The organism is Ulvibacter litoralis (assembly GCF_900102055.1).
Lineage (GTDB): Bacteria > Bacteroidota > Bacteroidia > Flavobacteriales > Flavobacteriaceae > Ulvibacter > Ulvibacter litoralis.
In genome coordinates this window covers 1,021,684-1,039,903 of sequence record NZ_FNBA01000001.1, presented here as the reverse complement: position 1 = coordinate 1,039,903, position 18,220 = coordinate 1,021,684, and the positions used below count along the sequence as shown (strand labels likewise).

Sequence of the window (18,220 nt, the reverse complement as noted above, 5' to 3'; positions counted from 1 at the left end):
TTTTAATTAATGTTTTCAGTGTATCAAAATTCACGTTATACAAAACTCTTGTAAACCGTATATCTCAATAATAAATCTAATCCTAACAATCCAAGTGCTAGAAATACCCATGGACGAAACATCTCTTCGTAATTGGTGTATTTAAACTCTTCGATATCGGTTTTTTCTAGTTTATTAATTTCTTCATAAATCTCACTCAACTTTGTCGTAGTGGTCGCTCTAAAGTATTGTCCGCCGGTTGTTTTAGCAATCTCTTTCAGCAAATCTTCGTCAATTTCAACAGGAACATTTCCGTATTGAAACGATCCGTTTGGCTTAATTCCAATCGGTGACATTGCCATTCCGTTCGACCCTAAACCAATGGTATATACTTTAATTCCGAATTCAACTGCCAACTCACTAGCAATACTCGGATCTATATATCCTGTATTGTTCACCCCATCGGTAAGCAAAATAATCACTTTACTTTTCGCTCTACTTTCTTTTAATCGGTTTACCGCTGTTGCCAAACCAGAACCTATTGCGGTTCCACCTTCAATAATGGTGTTGTAAACAATTCCCTTTAAAGACGATAACACAATACTTTTGTCGCTCGTTAAAGGTGTTTTAGTATAACTTTCTCCAGCGTATTCCACCAACCCAATACGGTCGTTCGGTCGTGCATTTATAAATCGTGCCGCAACTGTTTTTAATGCTTCCAATCGGTTGGGACGTAAATCGCGAGCCAACATACTTGCCGACACATCAATCGCCATTACAATATCAATCCCTTGCGTTGTTTTAATACGAGTAGACTCATCTACTGTGCGAGGTCTCGCCATGGCAACAATTAATGCTGAAATTGCCAATAACCGAAATACAAACAACATAGGACGCAAGCGCGCCAACCAGTTTTTACCCGTTTGAAATCCCTTAATACTTGAGATTTTTAAGGGTGCTGTTTGTTTTTTTCTTTTCCAGAAATACCACAACAAAAGCACTGGTAGTAGTAAGAACAACCAGAAAAACTGCGGATTTACAAATTCAAAATTCTCGAACATTAGTTTTTACTTTCTGAAATTTCTAGTTCAATAGAATCGGTGATTCTCTTTTTTATACCTTCGGCAAACCTACCATCATCTTGATAGACAATAAGCACTTGCTGTACGGATTCCTTTTGTGCAAAAATCAATAATTGATAGCTGCTTTCTTCTTTTAAAACTTTCGTGTCTGAAACTTTGACATTAAACTTTCCAAAAGCTCTTTTTCCTTTAATTCCTTTTTCAGTCTCAAAATCATCTTGCTTCACCACCATATTTGTAGCTCCCGCCCTTTCTAATTCTGCTAACGAACCTTCCAATGCATCTTCAAGATTCACCTCCTGTGGCTCATAAAATTTTGACGTGGTAACCATTACATACAAGGGATCTCCTTTTTCACCAAAACTAAAGGTGCTCATGTCTTTGATTAGGGTATTTACCCCGTCTGGAATTTCAACATCTGTTCGTACTAAAACTTCTGGTGTTTCAATAATAATGGCCGGACTTCCATATTCACTTTTAATCCATCTTCCTTCGGAAAGTGCTCTAATTTCGTTTCCAAACACGGCATCCTTTAAATTGTCGAATCCTTTTACACTTCCGTAGATAATTCCCGATAAAAGCAATGCTGCCACCACACTAGAAATTCCTAGAATCCAATTTTTACGCACTCGTTTCTTCTGAAGCATTTCCTTGTACTGCTCATTGGCCAATAACTCTTCTTCTGAAGGCTCCGGAATTACCTCGTGGGTTTCGTTTATAATTTCTTCAATGGTAGATCGATCGGCTTCCACCTGACCTGTTTCTTGCTGCATTTTGGCAAATTTCACCAAATCGGCACGCTTTAAAATCTGATCTAAATGACGAATGGTTTCTCGATCAAAATCAAAATTACCTGAATCTTTGTGAAGTAATAATCGCTCGATAAGTTCGTCTGTCGTACTTTCTAGAGCCGAATTATCTACTTCGCGGTCTAAATAACGCTTTACAATTTCGGTTAGATTCGAGTAATACGCTTTCGAATCGTTTTGCTTCAGCAATTCAGATTCGTCTAATTTTTTAAGGGCTACCAAAGCTTCTTCATACGGAGGAAGCACCACTTCTTTGGCTGCTTTTCTTTGTTTTCTTCGGAATAAAATGAATCCTAACACCGCTAACAACAAAAGGATTGGCAGTAACCAAACCCACAAAAAAGAATAATCGAAAGGCGGTCTATCCACTTCGATTGCGGGTTTAATATCAAACATTTTTTGTGTTAGCGTATCCACAACCACATCCCGAACTTCTACTTGTACCGAGTCGGTAATAAAAGGCTTGCTGTTTATAATTACCCGTTGCTGCGGAATGGTATACGAACCCGAATCGAATTGTGTTAATCCGTATTTTTTAATAAGGTTGTATTTGGCTTTTTCAAAAGTGGTGTCAATTTTATACGATTCAATCACTTCCAAAGGCATGAAAGTTTGTCCTTCTGGAAACACAACCACATCGGTTGTATCTGCTTGTACTTGAATAGAATATTGAATCTCTTCGCCAATCTTAATACTTGTAGAGTCGATGGCTGAAGTAACCTGCGAAAAGGAGTTGCTGGGCAACAAACAAAGTACTGCAGCAACTACAAAACCGAAAAACTTTCCGAAGCGATTTGTAAGGACAAACGCTGCAGGAGCTTCTTTTTTAATATGTTTCTTTTTTTCTAACACGTTTCTTATCCCTTTTGTTTGCTTCTAAGCTCTTCGTTTAAAATAGCCCAACAATTTTTTTACATAACTTTCGTCCACTCTACAGCTTAACGCACCCGCACCACTTTTCAGAAAGGCTTCTTGAAAATAGCTTACGCATTCTCTGTAATAAGCGTTGTACTGATTTCGAACACTTTTTGAACCTGTATTTACCAAGAGTAATTCGCCCGTTTCTTCATCTTCCATTTGCACCATTCCCAAATTCGGAATGGCTTCTTCGTGACGATCGTACACGCGAATTCCAGTAACATCGTGCCGTCCTGATGCAATTTTTAAAGTATCACGGTATCCGTCGGTAATAAAATCGGAAAGCACAAAAACAATGGCTTTCTTCTTCATCACATTACTTAAAAACTTTAACGCTAAGGCGATATCTGTCTTTTTACTTTTTGGTTGGAACTCTAATAACTCACGAATAATACGCAATACATGCGACTTCCCTTTTTTAGGTGGGATGTACAACTCAATTTGATCTGAAAACAAAATGAGTCCTATTTTATCGTTATTCTGTGTCGCCGAAAAGGCCAAAGTAGCCGCAATTTCGGTGATGATTTCGTTTTTAAATTGTGCGTCTGTACCAAAAAACTCCGACCCACTAATATCTGCCATCAGCATCATTGTAAGTTCGCGTTCTTCTTCAAAAACTTTTACGTAAGGTTCACTATAGCGAGCAGTAACATTCCAATCGATGTTACGAACGTCGTCTCCAAACTGGTATTGACGCACTTCGCTAAATGTCATTCCACGTCCTTTAAAAGTACTGTGGTACTCGCCACCAAACACGTGATCGCTTAACCGACGTGTTTTAATCTCGATTTTTCGTACTTTTTTAAGAAGTTCTTTCGTATCCATTTTTCAATTTTCGATTTACAATAAATGCGCTACGACTTATCGTTTCAAAGAAACACAAAGCGCATATCGGTACAGTTAAAATCTTAAATGCTATGGTACTTCGATCTCGTTTACAATCTTGTTGATAATGTCTTCAGAAGTAACATTCTCCGCTTCAGCTTCATAGGTAATTCCAATACGGTGACGTAATACATCGTGAACAACGGCACGTACATCTTCAGGAATCACATAGCCACGCCTTTTAATAAATGCGTAACATTTTGACGCCATTGCCAAGTTGATACTTCCCCTTGGAGAAGCTCCAAAACTGATGAGTGGTTTTAAATCGGCCAAGCGATAATTTTCTGGAGAACGTGTTGCGAAAATAATGTCGAGTATGTATTTTTCAATCTTCTCGTCCATATACACTTCACGAACCGCTTTTTGCGCTCTTAAAATTTGATCTATGGTAACTACAGGATTTACTTGTTCGTAAGCTCCTTTTAAGTTTTGACGAATAATTAATTGCTCTTCCGCAATTTTTGGATAGTGAATAACTGTTTTCAACATAAAACGATCCACTTGCGCTTCTGGTAACGGGTACGTTCCTTCTTGCTCAATTGGGTTTTGGGTAGCCATTACTAAAAATGGTTTGTCTAAAACAAAGGTTTCATCCCCAATGGTTACTTGCTTTTCTTGCATCGCTTCTAACAAAGCTGATTGCACTTTAGCAGGCGCACGGTTAATCTCATCTGCCAACACGAAGTTTGCGAAGATGGGCCCCTTTTTAATACTGAAATCGTTTAATTTCATGTTATAAATAAGGGTTCCTACCACATCGGCAGGTAATAAATCTGGTGTAAACTGGATCCTACTAAAACTTCCGTGAACAGCTTTTGACAGGGTGTTAATTGCTAATGTTTTTGCCAAACCAGGAACACCTTCTAGTAAAATATGTCCTTGTCCTAACAAACCGATTAACAATCTTTCAATCATATGCTTCTGACCGATAATAACCTTGTTCATCTCTAAAGTTAGAATTTCTACAAAAGCACTTTCCTTTTCTATTTTTTCATTTAAAGCGCCAATATCTAAGGCAGTTGTTGTTTGTTCCATGTTATTTTTCTTTCAGTAAGGGGGTATTGTCTTATAAAGACGTCGCAAATTGGAGATTTATTACTTAAAATGCTGTTAACAATTGGTTAAAAATATGTTTAAAATAAAGGGTTTCGAGAATTTATAATGCGTTTAAATAACTTATTTTTAATTCTGAGAACAAAGGTATTTTATGGTTCCCTATAAACAAAAATATTATGAAAACTATAACGGCACAAAAAACAACTAAACTGTTATGAATCATACCTTTTCAAGAATAGTACAAGGCTGCATGGGCTGGGGAGCTTGGGGAAACCAGCTTTCTATAAAAAAAATGACTAAGGCGCTTCTGCACTCTTTCGAAAGCGGAATTACAACATTTGACCACGCCGATATTTATGGAGATTACACCACTGAAAAGGAGTTTGGAAAGGCTTTTACAAACAGTGGAATTGATCGAGAAAGCATTCAACTTATTTCAAAATCTGGTATTCAATACGTTGGAAACACCCGAAATAACACCTTAAAACACTACCAATACGATGCCGCTTACCTCGTTTGGAGTGCCGAAAACTCGATAAAAGCACTTCAAGCCTCCTACCTAGATTTGTTCTTATTACACAGACCAAGTCCGTTAATGCATCCCGATGAAATTGCCAAAGCGGTCGACAAACTTACCTCAGAAGGGAAAATTAAAGCGTTTGGAGTTTCCAATTTTTCTCCTACCGAAACAGCTTTAATAGCTTCAAAAAGCACGGTATCTGTAAATCAAATTGAATGTTCAATTACAGCTCATGAAGCGATGCTTAACGGCTCTTTACAAAATATGATGCTTCAAAATATCCTCCCCATGGCATGGAGTCCGTTGGGAGCTGTTTTTAAAGAAAAAAACGAACAAACACAACGAATTCATGTCGTTTTAGACACGCTTTCAGAAAAATACGCCGCTACCAAAGACCAACTATTACTCGCTTGGCTTTTAAAACATCCTGCAAACATTCATCCCGTAATTGGCTCTACAAATCCGAGCCGAATCACAAACGCAGTAGCTTCCGAAGCAATAAAACTTTCAGATTCTGATTGGTTTGAACTTTTAGTGGCAAGCCAAGGACATAAAGTTCCATAGCTCATTCGCTATAAACTTCATTTTTATAGCATTCATTTAACATGTACAAAAAATTAGAACCCTTACTTTTAAACAAAAATTTACGATGAAAAGCAAAATCGCACTCATTACGGGCGCAACTTCAGGAATAGGAAAAGCAACAGCTACGTTATTTGCACATCATGGCGTTTCTTTAATTCTCTGCGGAAGAAGACAAGACCGCTTAGACGCTATCGCTTCAGAATTGCAAAAAAACACCAACGTACACACCCTAACTTTCGACGTTCGTGATAAAGAAACAGTATTTGAGAAAATTCAAAACCTTCCGAAGCAATTTTCAGAAATAGATATTTTAATCAACAATGCCGGAAACGCACACGGTTTAGACTCCATTCAAGATGGAAATGTTGACGATTGGGATGCCATGTTAGACATCAATGTAAAAGGACTTTTATACGTGAGTAAGGCGGTACTTCCTATATTTCTTGCTAAAAAGAGCGGCCATATTATCAATATTGGCTCTACCGCTGGAAAAGAAGTTTATCCCAACGGAAATGTGTACTGCGCCAGTAAACACGCCGTTGATGCGATAAATCAAGGCATGCGCATTGACCTCAACGGAAAAGGAATTAAAGTGGGTGCTATCAACCCAGGCTTGGTGGCAACAGAATTTAGTGAAGTTCGTTTTAAAGGAGATACCGAGCGTGCCGAGAAAGTATATCAAGGATTTTCACCCTTACAACCTGAAGACATTGCCGACATTATTTGGTTTGCGGTTACGCGTCCGCCACATGTAAATATTGCCGATTTGACCGTGATGTGTTTGGCGCAAGCCTCAAGTACGATTGTAAATAAGAATTAACAGTCTCCCCAATTCTGCCTGTGTTGGTGGACAGATAGACTCGACCAGATAAATACTATTTGGACTTCTTAAAATAATTTAAAAAAATACCGCCTACGCGGGAAATGGTATGATTAACAAACGACTTCTTATCAAAAACCTGCTCGCTCACAACGATGAGAGCAGTTTCTATGATAAAAAGCGAAAAATTGATCTCGGTTCAAAAGAAGGAAAAGCGAAATTTTTAAAACACATTTGCGCCTTAAGCAATAGCAATCCTGCCAACAATTCGTATATCGTTATTGGGGTGGAAGACGAAACAAATGAAATTAACGGCGTCGATTTTTTTGACGATAGTAAGATTCAGAATTTAGTCAATGCTTACTTAACCAATGCGCCGCTTATCAATTATGAAAATGTGGCGTTTCCCAATCTGCCACCCGACAAAGTCGTCGGTTTGGTAACCATTAGGCCCAACGGAAAAATTACCCAGCTTCGGAAGAATATCTGGAAATATTGGGGCGGTTCTATTTTTCTGAGAGACGGGAGTATTTCGATGCCAAAAGACTTTGATATTGAAATTAAAGATGTGAACTCAGAAATTGTTCAAGCCATTGAAAACAACGCTAAAAACAATATAGAACTAACCCTAGATGGGGTGATCGATTTTATAAATCATCGTCACAAAGACCTAGAATCGCATTATAAAGTTTTTAAAGAATTGTTTGTCGTTTGCTGGGCGGGAACCACCAAAAAGGTAAAAGGAAACACATTTTATTCGCGGGTTGATATTGAGCTTATCAACGAGCAGGTTCGGTTGTTTTATTCGGCGTTGGATGAAGTCAGTATTTCTTTTTCTGAAGATGAGTTCAAAATCGTAGAATATGTACACTTAGGGTTAAACAATCAGTTTAAGTACTATCCCTTGGAAGAACTTACCATTCAGTTTAAAGAAAATGGCGGACACCACATAGAGTCGGAACTTGTTTTTGAACCGCCACAATTCAATAAAAAAACATTGCATCATATCTACAACACCAACAATGCACTCATAGAAAAACTAAAGAAGAACATTCCTTTAATTGCTTCCGAAGAAAAAGATTTAGCAAACCTTCCTGCCACTTATCTTATTTGCTTTTTGAACGATTTTACAGAAGCGAAATCAAAATTATTTGAAGCAAAACCCCTTCTAAAAAATTACAATTCTCAAATCTATCAATCGTATAAAGAAACAATTCGGATACTTCGGAAAGTAAAGTACAATTAACTCTGTTTTACAAGTAATTTTATATCTTTAAACCTCAACAATATAAAACCTTACTTTCATGGGCATTTTCGACAAAATAAAAGAGAAATTAAGTCACGAATTTATAGATATCATCGAGTGGCTGGACTACACAGACGACACGATATGTCATCGCTTTGAGCGCTATCAAAATGAAATAAAAAACGAAGCGAAACTAATTGTTCGCGAAGGACAAACCGCGGTTTTTATAAACGAAGGTCAGTTAGCCGATGTTTTTACACCGGGAACCTATACTTTAAACACTCAAAACTTACCCATTCTTTCCACATTAAAAGGTTGGAAATACGGATTTGACAGTCCGTTTAAAGCGGAAGTCTATTTTGTAAACACCCATTTATTTACCGATGAAAAATGGGGAACAAAAAACCCAATTACCCTAAACGACGAACGCTTCGGCTTGGTTGAAATTAGAGCCTTCGGAACCTATGCTTTTAAAATAAACGATGCCGGTAAGTTTATTGTAGATATTGTTGGAACTGATAATAATTTCACCAATTTCGAGATTAACGAACACCTTAAAAGTTTAATTGCAACACGTTTTACAGATACGGTTGGAGAAGCAAAACTTCCTATTGAGTTGTATGCTGCAAACACCACAGAACTTTCAGAAACCTGTAAAGATGTAATGCAACCTGAGTTTAATAGTGTTGGTATTTCATTGGAAAAATTCTTCATTGAAAACGTTTCAATGCCAGAAGATCTTAAAAAGGAAATCTTTGAATACAGCCGCATTGACAAATTAGACCTAGACAAATTAACCAAATTTAAAACGGCAAAAGCTATTGAGGCTGCTGCTCTAAATGAAGGCGGTACAGCTGGCGCTGGTATGGGAATGGGAATGGGCTTTGTACTCGCACAACAAATGGGCGGAATGATGAGTCCGCAAATGGGTGGACAACAACAAGCTCCTATGCAACAAACAGGTGCAATGCCACCTCCAATGCCACAAGCTGTTCAGTATTTTTATGCTGCTAACGGACAACAAGCAGGACCCGTTGCTTTTGAACAATTAAAAGTATTATTTGCCAACAGAACCGTTAACAAAGATACCCTTGTTTGGAAACAAGGAATGGCCGCATGGACTGCTTTACACGAAGTGGAAGAGCTGAAAGCCTTTTTAGGAGGAAGCATGCCACCACCACTTCCAGGAGCTTAATTTTAAAAATCGAATTGTCACCCTGAGCTTGACAAAACGTGTCGTAGAAAGCTTTTGAAATCGTATTAAAAAATTAATAGTTCATGGAGGATAGTCCTGTCCAAGAATCCTTACAAAAAAAATCCTGCGTCAATTGTGGCGCAGCACTTACCTATGCCCCAGGAACAACCGAATTAAATTGTGGGTATTGTGGGCACACAGAACAAATTACGCCTTCAGAAAAAAACCTTCAAGAGTTAGCGCTCGAAAAGTATCTCAACGAAATGGGCTCTCAATCGCATAGCGAAGAGATTACGATGTTACATTGTAAAAATTGTGGTGCCAATCAGCACGTGGAAGAAAACTACAAATCGCTTCATTGTGTCTATTGCACCATGCCGCTTATTATTGAAGACGCCTACAAAGAAGATTGGATTCTACCTGGAGCCGTTTTGCCTTTTCAAATCGATCAGAAAAAAGCACATCTTATTTTCAAAAAATGGGTCAACGGATTGTGGTTTGCACCTAACAATCTAAAAAAAGCAGCCATTGATCCTCAAAATACAAAAGGATTGTACTGTCCCTATTGGACGTTTGACGCACAATTAGCTGCCGATTATACTGGGCAACGAGGTGACTATTATTATGTAACTGTATCGTACACCAATAGCAAGGGGCAACGAAGCAGTCGCCGCGAACGAAGAACCCGTTGGAGTCCTGCAAGTGGTTCCATTAGTGGTTTTGTAGACGACACATTGATTAAAGCCTCCAAACAAAAATCAGGGATCATCCCAAAAGCAGTGGCACTTTGGGATTTAAAGCAATTACAACCGTTTGACAGTAGTTTTTTAGCAGGTTTTGTCACCGAAAAATATACAATACCCTTAAAAGAGGGACATTTAGAAGCCAATAAAGAGGCAAGAAATATTGCTACACGATGGGCCTGCCGAGATATTGGAGGCGACACGCAACGCGTCTCGTCCATTAACATGCGACTGCGCGACGAAACTTTTAAGCACATTTTACTTCCAATGTTTGTGAGCACCTATGTTTTTAAAGGAAAGCGTTACAACTTTTTTGTAAACGGACAAACAGGTGCGTTAACTGGAGAACGACCGTATTCTTTTTGGAAAATATTTTTCTTAGTCTTGGCAATTCTCATCGTAATATCAATCATCGTTTACGTTTCAAAAGATGCATAAAACCTATATAGTTGGAGACATTCATGGCGGATTAAAAGCATTACAACAAGTAGTAAGTAAAATTCCGAAAGCTTCAGACGATTTATATATTTTCTTAGGAGATTATGTAGATGGATGGAGTGAAAGTGCCGAGACGGTTTCTTTTTTATTAAATTTTTCTGAAACACACCGTTGTATTTTTCTCCGCGGAAATCATGAAGAACTGCTTTATAATTTTCTAACAACACAAGACAATAACGATACTTGGTTGGCCCATGGCGGAGCAGCAAGCAAAAATAGTTACGAAAAACTTTCCGAAGCATCTTTAAAAAAACATCTTTCCTTTTTTGAAGGATTACAGAATTACTACATCGATGACGAAAATAGATTGTACGTACACGCTGGATTTACAAATCAAAAAGGACCTGCCCATGAGTTTTTTGAAAAAATGGTGTATTGGGATCGAACCCTGTGGGAACTAGTATGCAGCTTAGACGCTTCCCTTCCAATAAACCATCCAAAATACCCTAAAAGACTACTTCATTTTAAAGAGATTTTTATCGGCCATACTCCGGTCACTCGAATTGGAGAAACAATACCCGTTAATTTTGCCAATGTCTGGAACCTCGATACAGGTGCCGCGTTTAAAGGTCCTTTAACGATACTTGAAGTAGATAGTAAGAAATATTGGCAGAGTGACCCCGTTTACACACTCTATCCTAACGAAAAAGGTAGAAATTAAACAGAGATTTAAGAAAAAGCAAGTTCCTTCTCCTTATCTTTGAATAGGTATTGTACAATTTCAACCTAAGTTTTTATATTATGGCACTAAAAAACATACGTCTAGAAGTAATGCAAACGGTCGAAAAATCGATTGATAGTTTTGTAGATAAATATTTAATCCCTGTAGAAGACATCTGGCAGCCGACCGACTTGCTCCCTAATTTACAAGGAGACGATTATATGGAGAAAATTCTTCAAATTAGAGAAGAAGCAAAAGAACTTAGTTACGACTTTTGGGTTGTTTTAGTAGGTGATATGGTGACTGAAGAAGCATTACCAACTTACGAATCTTGGCTTATGGATGTGGAAGGGGTAGATCAAGTAGGACAAAACGGATGGTCTAAATGGGTACGCCATTGGACTGGAGAAGAAAATCGTCATGGAGATACTTTAAACAAGTATTTATACCTTTCTGGAAGGGTAGACATGAAAGAAGTTGAAAAAACCACCCAATACTTAATTAACGACGGTTTTGATATTGGAACAGGACGCGATCCTTATAAAAACTTTGTATATACAAGTTTTCAAGAATTAGCGACCAATATTTCGCACAAGCGCGTTGGACAATTGGCCAAACAAAAAGGGAATAAAATGCTCAGCAAAATGTGTAGCATGATTGCTGGTGACGAAATGAGACACCATTTGGCATACCGCGAGTTTGTAAAAATTATTTTTGAATACGACCCAAGCGAAATGATGCTGGCTTTTCAAGATATGATGAAGAAAAAAATTGTAATGCCTGCTCAGTTTTTACGTGAATCTGGAGAAGATATTGCAAGTGCTTTCGAAAACTTTTCAAATGCAGGACAACGTTTAGGAGTGTACACGACCTTCGATTATATCGATATTCTTGAAAAACTAAACGACTATTGGAAAATTGATAAAATGACATCACTAACCGACGATGCCGAAAAAGCACGAGATTATTTAATGAAACTGCCTTCGCGTATGTCTCGAATTGCAGAGCGAATTGCAATTCCAAAAGATAGCGCTAAGTTTAAATGGGTAGAAGCGAACGGACTTTTATAGCATAAAAAAGGGTGTTTAAATTAGTTTTAAACACCCTTTTCTCATTCTACTCTTTTCCTTTATCGAGTACGTTTTGCCAATCTAAAAGTACTTGCCAGGTTCCTTCATAGGCCATTTTAGCTTGCCGTGGCCAAGTTCCAGGATTGTGAACAGAAAAACGTTCGCCACCACTTTTCAATATTTCCTTACAACGATCTACACTTGTTTCTGAAAGTGCTTTCCACGTTTTAATATTGTTAGAATGAAACAAATCTCTAATTTTAGGACCTATTCCTTCTACCACAGTTAAATCGTCTTGTTTAATTGTTTTTCCAAAGATAGCCTTGGCTGCAGAAGCATTAAAAACAACAGGAGCTGCCGTTGCTGCTGCGGCAAACGAAGCTGTTGAAGAAGAAGATACATTTCCTGCGCCCGCCGAAAGTTTCGATTTACAAGCTGCTAATTCAGATTCTAATTGAATGTTTTTCTTGCGCCAAAGCTCAATATCGCCAGAGGGTTTTGCATCGTTCTTTGAGTTTAATTTTCCAATTAAATACCCGAGGTATGCACTTATAAGGCCTACTAGCAATGGAATTAATATACACCAGTTCATATGTTTTGATTTTAGTTTTAGTTTATTTTAATGAAATTACTGTCCGCCGATTTTTAGCCCGTCCTGCTTCCGTATTATTTGAAGCAATGGGTTGATCTGGACCTCGAGAACCCGCCTTAACTTTAGTTTCAGGAATTCCGTTTGTAACAAGGTAATCTTTTACAAAATTGGCACGCTCTTGCCCCATTTGCAGATTAGCACTACCCGACCCAACATTGTCGGTATGTCCTATCACAGAAACGGAAGCATCGTCAACCTTATCTAAATAAGTCGCGATATCGGCGATTTTTTGACGTTGTGCTTCGGAAAGATCAATGCTATTTTCTCCAAAAGCAAAATACAGTACCAATGGATTGGCTTTAATTTTTGCTTTTAAGGCTTTCAATTCTTCTTCGGAAGCTTCCGCTGTAGCTTCATCTGCCGTGGCAATAGTGTATTCTAACGGACCATTATAAATGGTTCCTTCAGGAATTAATTCATCTGAAAGTTTTCCGAAGGTATTTAACTGTTTTGAAGAAAGACCTTTAGACACCATATAGTTTTTAACGGCATTGGCTCGTGCAATTCCTAAATTTGGAAACGCAGACGTATTGGTTTCAGAAGAAGTAAAGAGTCCCGTAATGGCTACCGACTTGTTTTTATTTTCTGAAAGATACGTTTGCAGTTTCGCTATTCCGGCATCAATTTCGGAAGCAATGGGAGAAAGCGGTGTAAATCCTGATGTTTCAAAATTAAAATTATCAGTACTTGTAAAAGAAAAAGCTCCGTTGGCGTCGGTAATGGCAAAAGCATTCCGTGTGGCTACAGGAGTGGGAATTGGTGCTGAAACGGTTGTTGACTCTTGCGATTCTGCTTCAGCTTCCTGTACTATTTCTGTGGTGTTTGTAGCACTCGAACATTGACTGCAACAAAGCGTCCAATAAAAATACGTTCCAAGAATAATGGTAAGCAAAATACCCAAAAGGTATTGTGTTTTTTTACTCATTTGGCGGTTGATTAATGGTTAATGTCCCTCAAGATAGGAAATAATGAGGAAAAAAATACCGCGAAAATATTGATTTTTAAGCAGTTAGGGAGTATGGCTATTTTTTTTCGTTCTACGAAACAAAAAACCCGTCGAAAGACTTTTCTTCCGACGGGTTCTTAAAAATTTATTTTTTGTAAATACTACAAATCGAATTTAATTCCTTGAGCTAAAGGTAGTTCGTCTGAGTAGTTCACTGTATTGGTTTGTCTTCTCATGTACACTTTCCATGCATCTGATCCAGACTCACGTCCGCCACCAGTTTCTTTTTCACCACCAAAAGCGCCTCCAATTTCAGCTCCGGAAGTACCAATATTTACATTGGCAATACCACAATCTGAACCTGCATAGGATAAGAATTTCTCTGCTTCTTTCATTTCATTCGTCATGATTGCAGAAGACAATCCTTGTGCAACACCATTTTGCATATCGATAGCATTTTCAACATCTCCACTGTATTTCATTAAATACAAAATAGGTGCAAATGTTTCGTGTTGTACGATTTCATAATGATTTTCAGCTTCAATAATTGCTGGTTTTACGTAGCAACCACTTTCAAAACCTTCTCCTTCAACAACACCACCTTCAATTAGTACTTTTCCGCCTTCCGCTTTCGCTTTTTCAATTGCGTTTAAGTACATGTTTACTGCATCTTTATCGATAAGAGGCCCAACGTGATTGTTTTCGTCTAATGGATTTCCAATTTTTATTTGTCCGTAAGCACCTACGATAGCGTCTCTTACTTTATTATAAACAGATTCGTGAATAATCAATCTTCTTGTTGAAGTACAACGTTGACCGGCCGTTCCAACAGCTCCAAAAACAGCTCCTGGCACCACTACTTTTAAATCGGCAGTGGGTGTGATGATAATTGCATTGTTTCCTCCTAACTCTAAAAGAGACTTTCCGAAACGTTGTGCTACTTGCGCACCAACAATTCTACCCATTCGTGTAGAACCCGTTGCAGAAACTAATGGGATTCTAGTGTCGCTAGTCATCATTTCACCTACTTTGTAATCTCCATTGATAATACAAGAGATTCCTTCTGGTAAGTTATTTTCTTTTAAAACGGCAGCGATAATGTTTTGACAAGCTACTGAGCAAAGAGGTGCTTTTTCAGAAGCTTTCCACACACATACATCGCCACAAACCCATGCCAATGCTGTGTTCCATGCCCAAACAGCCACAGGGAAGTTAAATGCAGAGATAATCCCTACCACTCCTAATGAATGCCATTGTTCTCTCATTACATGTCCTGGACGTTCTGAAGGAATTGTTTGTCCGTTTAATTGTCTTGATAATCCTACTGCGAAATCACAGATATCGATCATTTCTTGAACCTCTCCGTACCCTTCTTGAAGTGATTTCCCCATTTCGTAAGAAACTAACTTTCCTAATGGTTCTTTCAACTCTCTTAATTTGTTTCCAAACTGACGTACTATTTCGCCACGTTGTGGAGCAGGAATTGTTCTAAAGCTTTTGAAAGCAGCAGTCGCCGACTCCATTACTTTTTCGTAATCTTCTTTTGTAGTAACAGTAACTTTTCCAATCAGTTTTCCGTCAACAGGAGAAAATGATGAAATTGTTTCCGCTCCTGAAAACCATTCGTTTCCGGTGGAAGTTCCTGGATTAACTTCTTTAATTCCAAGTTGTTCTAATGCTTTTTCAATCCCAAAGGATGTTGCTATGCTAGACATATATATGTGTTTTTTTATTCGTAAATTATTGAGTGCAAAGGTACATATTCTACTACGAAATTAAAACCAAAGCGCGGCTCTTTCCGAAGCACCTATAATAAGCACCTTATTTATGAGAATTTTTATTTTGAAACTGAATTAATCTGCTACAAATCGAGGGTCGGTTTCCATGACCGTACCGCACTTATCGCAGGTTCTATTTGCTTCTGAAGCGTAGAAATTTTTGAAATGTGGTAGAAAGTCTTTTTCTACATCGTGTAATTCAAAATAAACTTCGTGTAGTTTATGGTTGCAATTGTCGCAAAACCAAAGCAAGCCATCGGTGTAGCCTTGTCCCGACCTTTTACGCTCTATTACGAGTCCGATAGAATTTTCACCACGCACAGGCGAGTGTGGTGTTTTTGCAGGATGAAGATACATATCGCCAGGTCCTAGTTCCATGACGCGACGTTCTCCGTTTTCTTGAATAATAACTTGAATCGTCCCTTCTAATTGATAGAATAACTCTTCCGTTTCATTATAATGATAGTCTTTTCTCGCATTAGGCCCTCCAACAATCATAACAATATAATCGCCAGAATCGACGTACAAGTTTTTATTTCCAACGGGAGGTTTAAGAGAATCGCGGTTTTCTGCAATCCATTTGGTAAGATTGAAGGGTTTTTTAATTGACATTGCCTTATTTTTACGAGTGTGTACGTAAAAATAAGGCAAATGCTTTAAAATAAAAAGTTATGTTTCTATTACTTTCTGTAGAAAAGTTGTGTGAAATAGTAGGTGTTTTTGTCTGTTCTAATAACACCAAATCCAGAATGAGTGTATCTTCCTTCAATTATTCCTCTATGTCCTTCACTGTTTAACCAAGCATTTACAACATCTTCTGCTGTATTGTACCCATACGCTACATTTTCAGCAACAGTTTCAGCTCCATTATCTTTTAATGCTTTTACACGAACACCAAAATTATCGTGATTAATTCTGTTTTGCTCAATCATATAGTTAGAGTGATCTACCGCATATGCAGAAGCGAATTGTGGATCTTTTTCAATAGGTGTTAATCCTAAGGTTGCTCTATGCTCATTTACCAAAACTAGAATCTCATTTGCTAAGTCCCAGTCATTTTCATTTGCTAGATTAAGATCAATTGAATAATTTGCTTCTTCAGAAGTAAAGCTTTCATCTTTTTGACAAGATGTTGCCATTAATAATACGAATAAAACAAGTAGGTTAAGTTTAAGTAGTCTCATAATTTGGGGGGCATCAAATTTGGGGCATGATGTTGATTCAAATATAGGGAAATTTCTTACTTAAAAAACCGTTTATCTAATTATTTGTGTCTTTAATCGGATTTTATATGTTATTTTCTTACAAAATAATTCCTACAAGCGCTTATTTTACTGAGGTTGACGGCAGATTATAAAAACTTAAAAAAAATTACTCATGAAACAAATTTTAACACTTTTAATCGGACTTTTTGTGCTTTTCAGCTGTAAAAATGATACAAAAACAACATCGAGAACGACAATTCCTACAAGTGAACTGCAAAAAATCGACGAAATGCATGGCATTGTAATTCACGGAGGAGCAGGTACTTTACTAAAAAAAAACATGAGTGATTCGCTTGAAAATGCTTATAAGGAAAAATTAAAGGAAGCCATTCTTATAGGAGACGAAATTTTAAGAGGTGGTGGTACAGCCATGGAAGCTGTAACCAAAACAATTAATGTTCTAGAAGACACTCCTTTATTTAATGCTGGAAAAGGCGCTGTTTTTACACACGACGAAAAAAATGAGTTAGATGCCTCTGTGATGGACGGAGCGACATTGAACGCTGGTGCTGTTGCTGGAGTAACTAGAATTAAAAACCCCATTGACCTTGCACTTTCTGTCATGAACGATTCGCCACACGTTATGTTAAGTGGTGTTGGCGCTGAAACATTTGCTGAAGAACAAGGATTTTCATTAGTAGACCCTTCTTACTTCTACACTGAAAAAAGATATCAATCGTTACAAAAAGTAAAAGAGCGCGAAAAAAACAAAGCAGTAAGTGTATCTTTTGACGATCCCTATAGTAAGGACTCAAAGTTTGGAACCGTAGGCTGCGTTGCGTTAGACAAACACGGAAACCTCGCTGCTGGAACCTCAACAGGAGGTATGACCAATAAACGGTGGAACCGAATTGGAGATGCTCCTATAATAGGCGCAGGAACCTATGCCAACAATGCAACTTGTGCCATCTCCTCAACAGGATGGGGCGAATATTTTATCCGTGCGATGGTGGCGCACGATATTTCTGCCATGATGGAATATAAAGGTGTTACTTTACAAGAAGCCGCAAGAATCGTAATTCAAGAAAAAGTGCCCGCGCTTGGAGGCGATGGCGGTATTATCGGTATTGATAACCAAGGAAACATTGCGATGGAATTTAATACTGCCGGAATGTACAGAGCACATATAAATGCACAAGGAGAGCTCACCATTAAAATCTATAAAGACTAATATGAAACAAGATTACTACGCTGTTATTTTCACATCCCTTCTTTCTGAAACGACCGAGGGGTATCAAGAAACCGCTATTGCCATGGAAAAACTTGCCAAACAACAACCTGGGTTTCTCGGAATTGAAAGTGCTCGTGACTCTCTTGGGATAACAGTCAGTTATTGGGAATCTTTGGAAGCCATTAAAAATTGGAAAGCCAACCTAGACCATTTGAAAGTACAAGAAACAGGAAAAACCAAATGGTATCAATGGTACAAAGTAAGAATCTGTAAAGTAGAGCGTGCGTATGAGTTTTTTGCAGATGAATTTTAAACCCTGATGTGAACACACTTTTTGTTAA

18 protein-coding genes are annotated in these 18,220 nt (G+C 38.0%); 9 read left to right on the top strand and 9 right to left on the bottom strand.

The window, feature by feature from the left end; translation table 11 throughout:
* Positions 1-35: 35 nt before the first annotated feature.
* From BLQ00_RS04790 to BLQ00_RS04775, 4 genes are all read right to left on the bottom strand, one after another.
* The gene (locus BLQ00_RS04790) at positions 36-1,040 is read right to left on the bottom strand and encodes a vWA domain-containing protein (protein ID WP_093141209.1); all 1,005 of its coding nucleotides are present in this window, start codon (positions 1,038-1,040) and stop codon (positions 36-38) included.
* The gene (locus BLQ00_RS04785) at positions 1,040-2,722 is read right to left on the bottom strand and encodes a DUF4381 family protein (RefSeq protein WP_093141207.1); all 1,683 of its coding nucleotides are present in this window, start codon (positions 2,720-2,722) and stop codon (positions 1,040-1,042) included. The genes BLQ00_RS04790 and BLQ00_RS04785 overlap by 1 nt, the downstream gene beginning before the upstream one ends.
* 24 nt (positions 2,723-2,746) lie before the next feature.
* Positions 2,747-3,613, bottom strand: a complete 867-nt coding sequence (locus BLQ00_RS04780; RefSeq protein ID WP_093141204.1) for a DUF58 domain-containing protein — start codon at positions 3,611-3,613, stop codon at positions 2,747-2,749.
* A gap of 90 nt (positions 3,614-3,703) precedes the next feature.
* Positions 3,704-4,708, bottom strand: coding sequence for an AAA family ATPase (locus BLQ00_RS04775; RefSeq protein ID WP_093141201.1), 1,005 nt, complete (start codon positions 4,706-4,708; stop codon positions 3,704-3,706).
* Between the two features lie 235 nt (positions 4,709-4,943).
* Between BLQ00_RS04775 and BLQ00_RS04770 the strand changes: the two genes are divergently transcribed.
* The 7 genes from BLQ00_RS04770 (at position 4,944) to BLQ00_RS04740 (ending at position 12,067) form a co-directional block, all read left to right on the top strand.
* On the top strand, positions 4,944-5,813 hold the full coding sequence (locus tag BLQ00_RS04770) for an aldo/keto reductase (protein WP_093141197.1): 870 nt from the start codon (positions 4,944-4,946) through the stop codon (positions 5,811-5,813).
* Positions 5,814-5,898: 85 nt separating this feature from the next.
* Positions 5,899-6,654: an SDR family NAD(P)-dependent oxidoreductase gene (locus BLQ00_RS04765; protein ID WP_093141194.1), complete on the top strand. Its 756-nt coding sequence runs from the start codon at positions 5,899-5,901 to the stop codon at positions 6,652-6,654.
* Between the two features lie 109 nt (positions 6,655-6,763).
* The gene (locus BLQ00_RS04760) at positions 6,764-7,900 is read left to right on the top strand and encodes an ATP-binding protein (RefSeq protein ID WP_093141191.1); all 1,137 of its coding nucleotides are present in this window, start codon (positions 6,764-6,766) and stop codon (positions 7,898-7,900) included.
* A gap of 58 nt (positions 7,901-7,958) precedes the next feature.
* Positions 7,959-9,095 carry an SPFH domain-containing protein gene (locus tag BLQ00_RS04755; protein WP_093141187.1) on the top strand — a complete coding sequence of 379 codons (1,137 nt, stop codon included), beginning with the start codon at positions 7,959-7,961 and terminating at the stop codon, positions 9,093-9,095.
* Positions 9,096-9,178: 83 nt separating this feature from the next.
* Positions 9,179-10,276 carry a TFIIB-type zinc ribbon-containing protein gene (locus BLQ00_RS04750; protein ID WP_093141184.1) on the top strand — a complete coding sequence of 366 codons (1,098 nt, stop codon included), beginning with the start codon at positions 9,179-9,181 and terminating at the stop codon, positions 10,274-10,276.
* On the top strand, positions 10,269-10,997 hold the full coding sequence (locus BLQ00_RS04745; RefSeq protein ID WP_093141181.1) for a metallophosphoesterase family protein: 729 nt from the start codon (positions 10,269-10,271) through the stop codon (positions 10,995-10,997). Before BLQ00_RS04750 ends, BLQ00_RS04745 begins: the two co-directional genes overlap by 8 nt.
* An 80-nt stretch (positions 10,998-11,077) precedes the next feature.
* Complete coding sequence (locus BLQ00_RS04740; RefSeq protein WP_093141178.1) at positions 11,078-12,067, top strand: acyl-ACP desaturase; 990 nt, start codon at positions 11,078-11,080, stop codon at positions 12,065-12,067.
* Between the two features lie 46 nt (positions 12,068-12,113).
* Here the strand turns inward: BLQ00_RS04740 and BLQ00_RS04735 are convergent, their stop codons facing one another.
* From BLQ00_RS04735 to BLQ00_RS04715, 5 genes are all read right to left on the bottom strand, one after another.
* Entirely contained in the window at positions 12,114-12,659 is a 546-nt protein-coding gene (locus tag BLQ00_RS04735) for a hypothetical protein (protein WP_093141175.1), read from the bottom strand.
* Positions 12,660-12,681: 22 nt separating this feature from the next.
* Positions 12,682-13,644 (bottom strand): OmpA family protein, encoded by a 963-nt coding sequence (locus BLQ00_RS04730; protein ID WP_093141172.1) that lies wholly within the window; start codon positions 13,642-13,644, stop codon positions 12,682-12,684.
* A gap of 182 nt (positions 13,645-13,826) precedes the next feature.
* Entirely contained in the window at positions 13,827-15,380 is a 1,554-nt protein-coding gene (gene amaB / locus BLQ00_RS04725; RefSeq protein WP_093141170.1) for an L-piperidine-6-carboxylate dehydrogenase, read from the bottom strand.
* 138 nt (positions 15,381-15,518) lie between these two features.
* Entirely contained in the window at positions 15,519-16,055 is a 537-nt protein-coding gene (locus BLQ00_RS04720) for a 3-hydroxyanthranilate 3,4-dioxygenase (protein ID WP_093141167.1), read from the bottom strand.
* A 68-nt stretch (positions 16,056-16,123) separates the two neighbouring features.
* Entirely contained in the window at positions 16,124-16,627 is a 504-nt protein-coding gene (locus BLQ00_RS04715) for a CAP domain-containing protein (protein WP_093141165.1), read from the bottom strand.
* Positions 16,628-16,820: 193 nt separating this feature from the next.
* Between BLQ00_RS04715 and BLQ00_RS04710 the strand changes: the two genes are divergently transcribed.
* Positions 16,821-17,879 carry an isoaspartyl peptidase/L-asparaginase family protein gene (locus BLQ00_RS04710; RefSeq protein ID WP_093141161.1) on the top strand — a complete coding sequence of 353 codons (1,059 nt, stop codon included), beginning with the start codon at positions 16,821-16,823 and terminating at the stop codon, positions 17,877-17,879.
* 1 nt (position 17,880) lies between these two features.
* A complete protein-coding gene (locus BLQ00_RS04705) occupies positions 17,881-18,192 on the top strand; it encodes an antibiotic biosynthesis monooxygenase family protein (RefSeq protein ID WP_093141159.1) in 312 nt (103 codons plus the stop codon).
* Positions 18,193-18,220 lie beyond the last annotated feature (28 nt).

Bases quoted from the DNA above. Each gene is read 5' to 3' on its own strand.
- BLQ00_RS04730 (WP_093141172.1), bottom strand. From the start codon at position 13,644: ATGAGTAAAAAAACACAATACCTTTTGGGTATTTTGCTTACCATTATT.
- BLQ00_RS04750 (WP_093141184.1), top strand. From the start codon at position 9,179: ATGGAGGATAGTCCTGTCCAAGAATCCTTACAAAAAAAATCCTGCGTC.
- BLQ00_RS04745 (WP_093141181.1), top strand. From the start codon at position 10,269: ATGCATAAAACCTATATAGTTGGAGACATTCATGGCGGATTAAAAGCA.
- BLQ00_RS04735 (WP_093141175.1), bottom strand. From the start codon at position 12,659: ATGAACTGGTGTATATTAATTCCATTGCTAGTAGGCCTTATAAGTGCA.
- BLQ00_RS04775 (WP_093141201.1), bottom strand. From the start codon at position 4,708: ATGGAACAAACAACAACTGCCTTAGATATTGGCGCTTTAAATGAAAAA.
- BLQ00_RS04765 (WP_093141194.1), top strand. From the start codon at position 5,899: ATGAAAAGCAAAATCGCACTCATTACGGGCGCAACTTCAGGAATAGGA.
- BLQ00_RS04720 (WP_093141167.1), bottom strand. From the start codon at position 16,055: ATGTCAATTAAAAAACCCTTCAATCTTACCAAATGGATTGCAGAAAAC.
- BLQ00_RS04770 (WP_093141197.1), top strand. From the start codon at position 4,944: ATGAATCATACCTTTTCAAGAATAGTACAAGGCTGCATGGGCTGGGGA.
- BLQ00_RS04760 (WP_093141191.1), top strand. From the start codon at position 6,764: ATGATTAACAAACGACTTCTTATCAAAAACCTGCTCGCTCACAACGAT.
- BLQ00_RS04755 (WP_093141187.1), top strand. From the start codon at position 7,959: ATGGGCATTTTCGACAAAATAAAAGAGAAATTAAGTCACGAATTTATA.
- BLQ00_RS04780 (WP_093141204.1), bottom strand. From the start codon at position 3,613: ATGGATACGAAAGAACTTCTTAAAAAAGTACGAAAAATCGAGATTAAA.
- BLQ00_RS04705 (WP_093141159.1), top strand. From the start codon at position 17,881: ATGAAACAAGATTACTACGCTGTTATTTTCACATCCCTTCTTTCTGAA.
- BLQ00_RS04715 (WP_093141165.1), bottom strand. From the start codon at position 16,627: ATGAGACTACTTAAACTTAACCTACTTGTTTTATTCGTATTATTAATG.
- BLQ00_RS04790 (WP_093141209.1), bottom strand. From the start codon at position 1,040: ATGTTCGAGAATTTTGAATTTGTAAATCCGCAGTTTTTCTGGTTGTTC.
- BLQ00_RS04740 (WP_093141178.1), top strand. From the start codon at position 11,078: ATGGCACTAAAAAACATACGTCTAGAAGTAATGCAAACGGTCGAAAAA.
- amaB (WP_093141170.1), bottom strand. From the start codon at position 15,380: ATGTCTAGCATAGCAACATCCTTTGGGATTGAAAAAGCATTAGAACAA.
- BLQ00_RS04710 (WP_093141161.1), top strand. From the start codon at position 16,821: ATGAAACAAATTTTAACACTTTTAATCGGACTTTTTGTGCTTTTCAGC.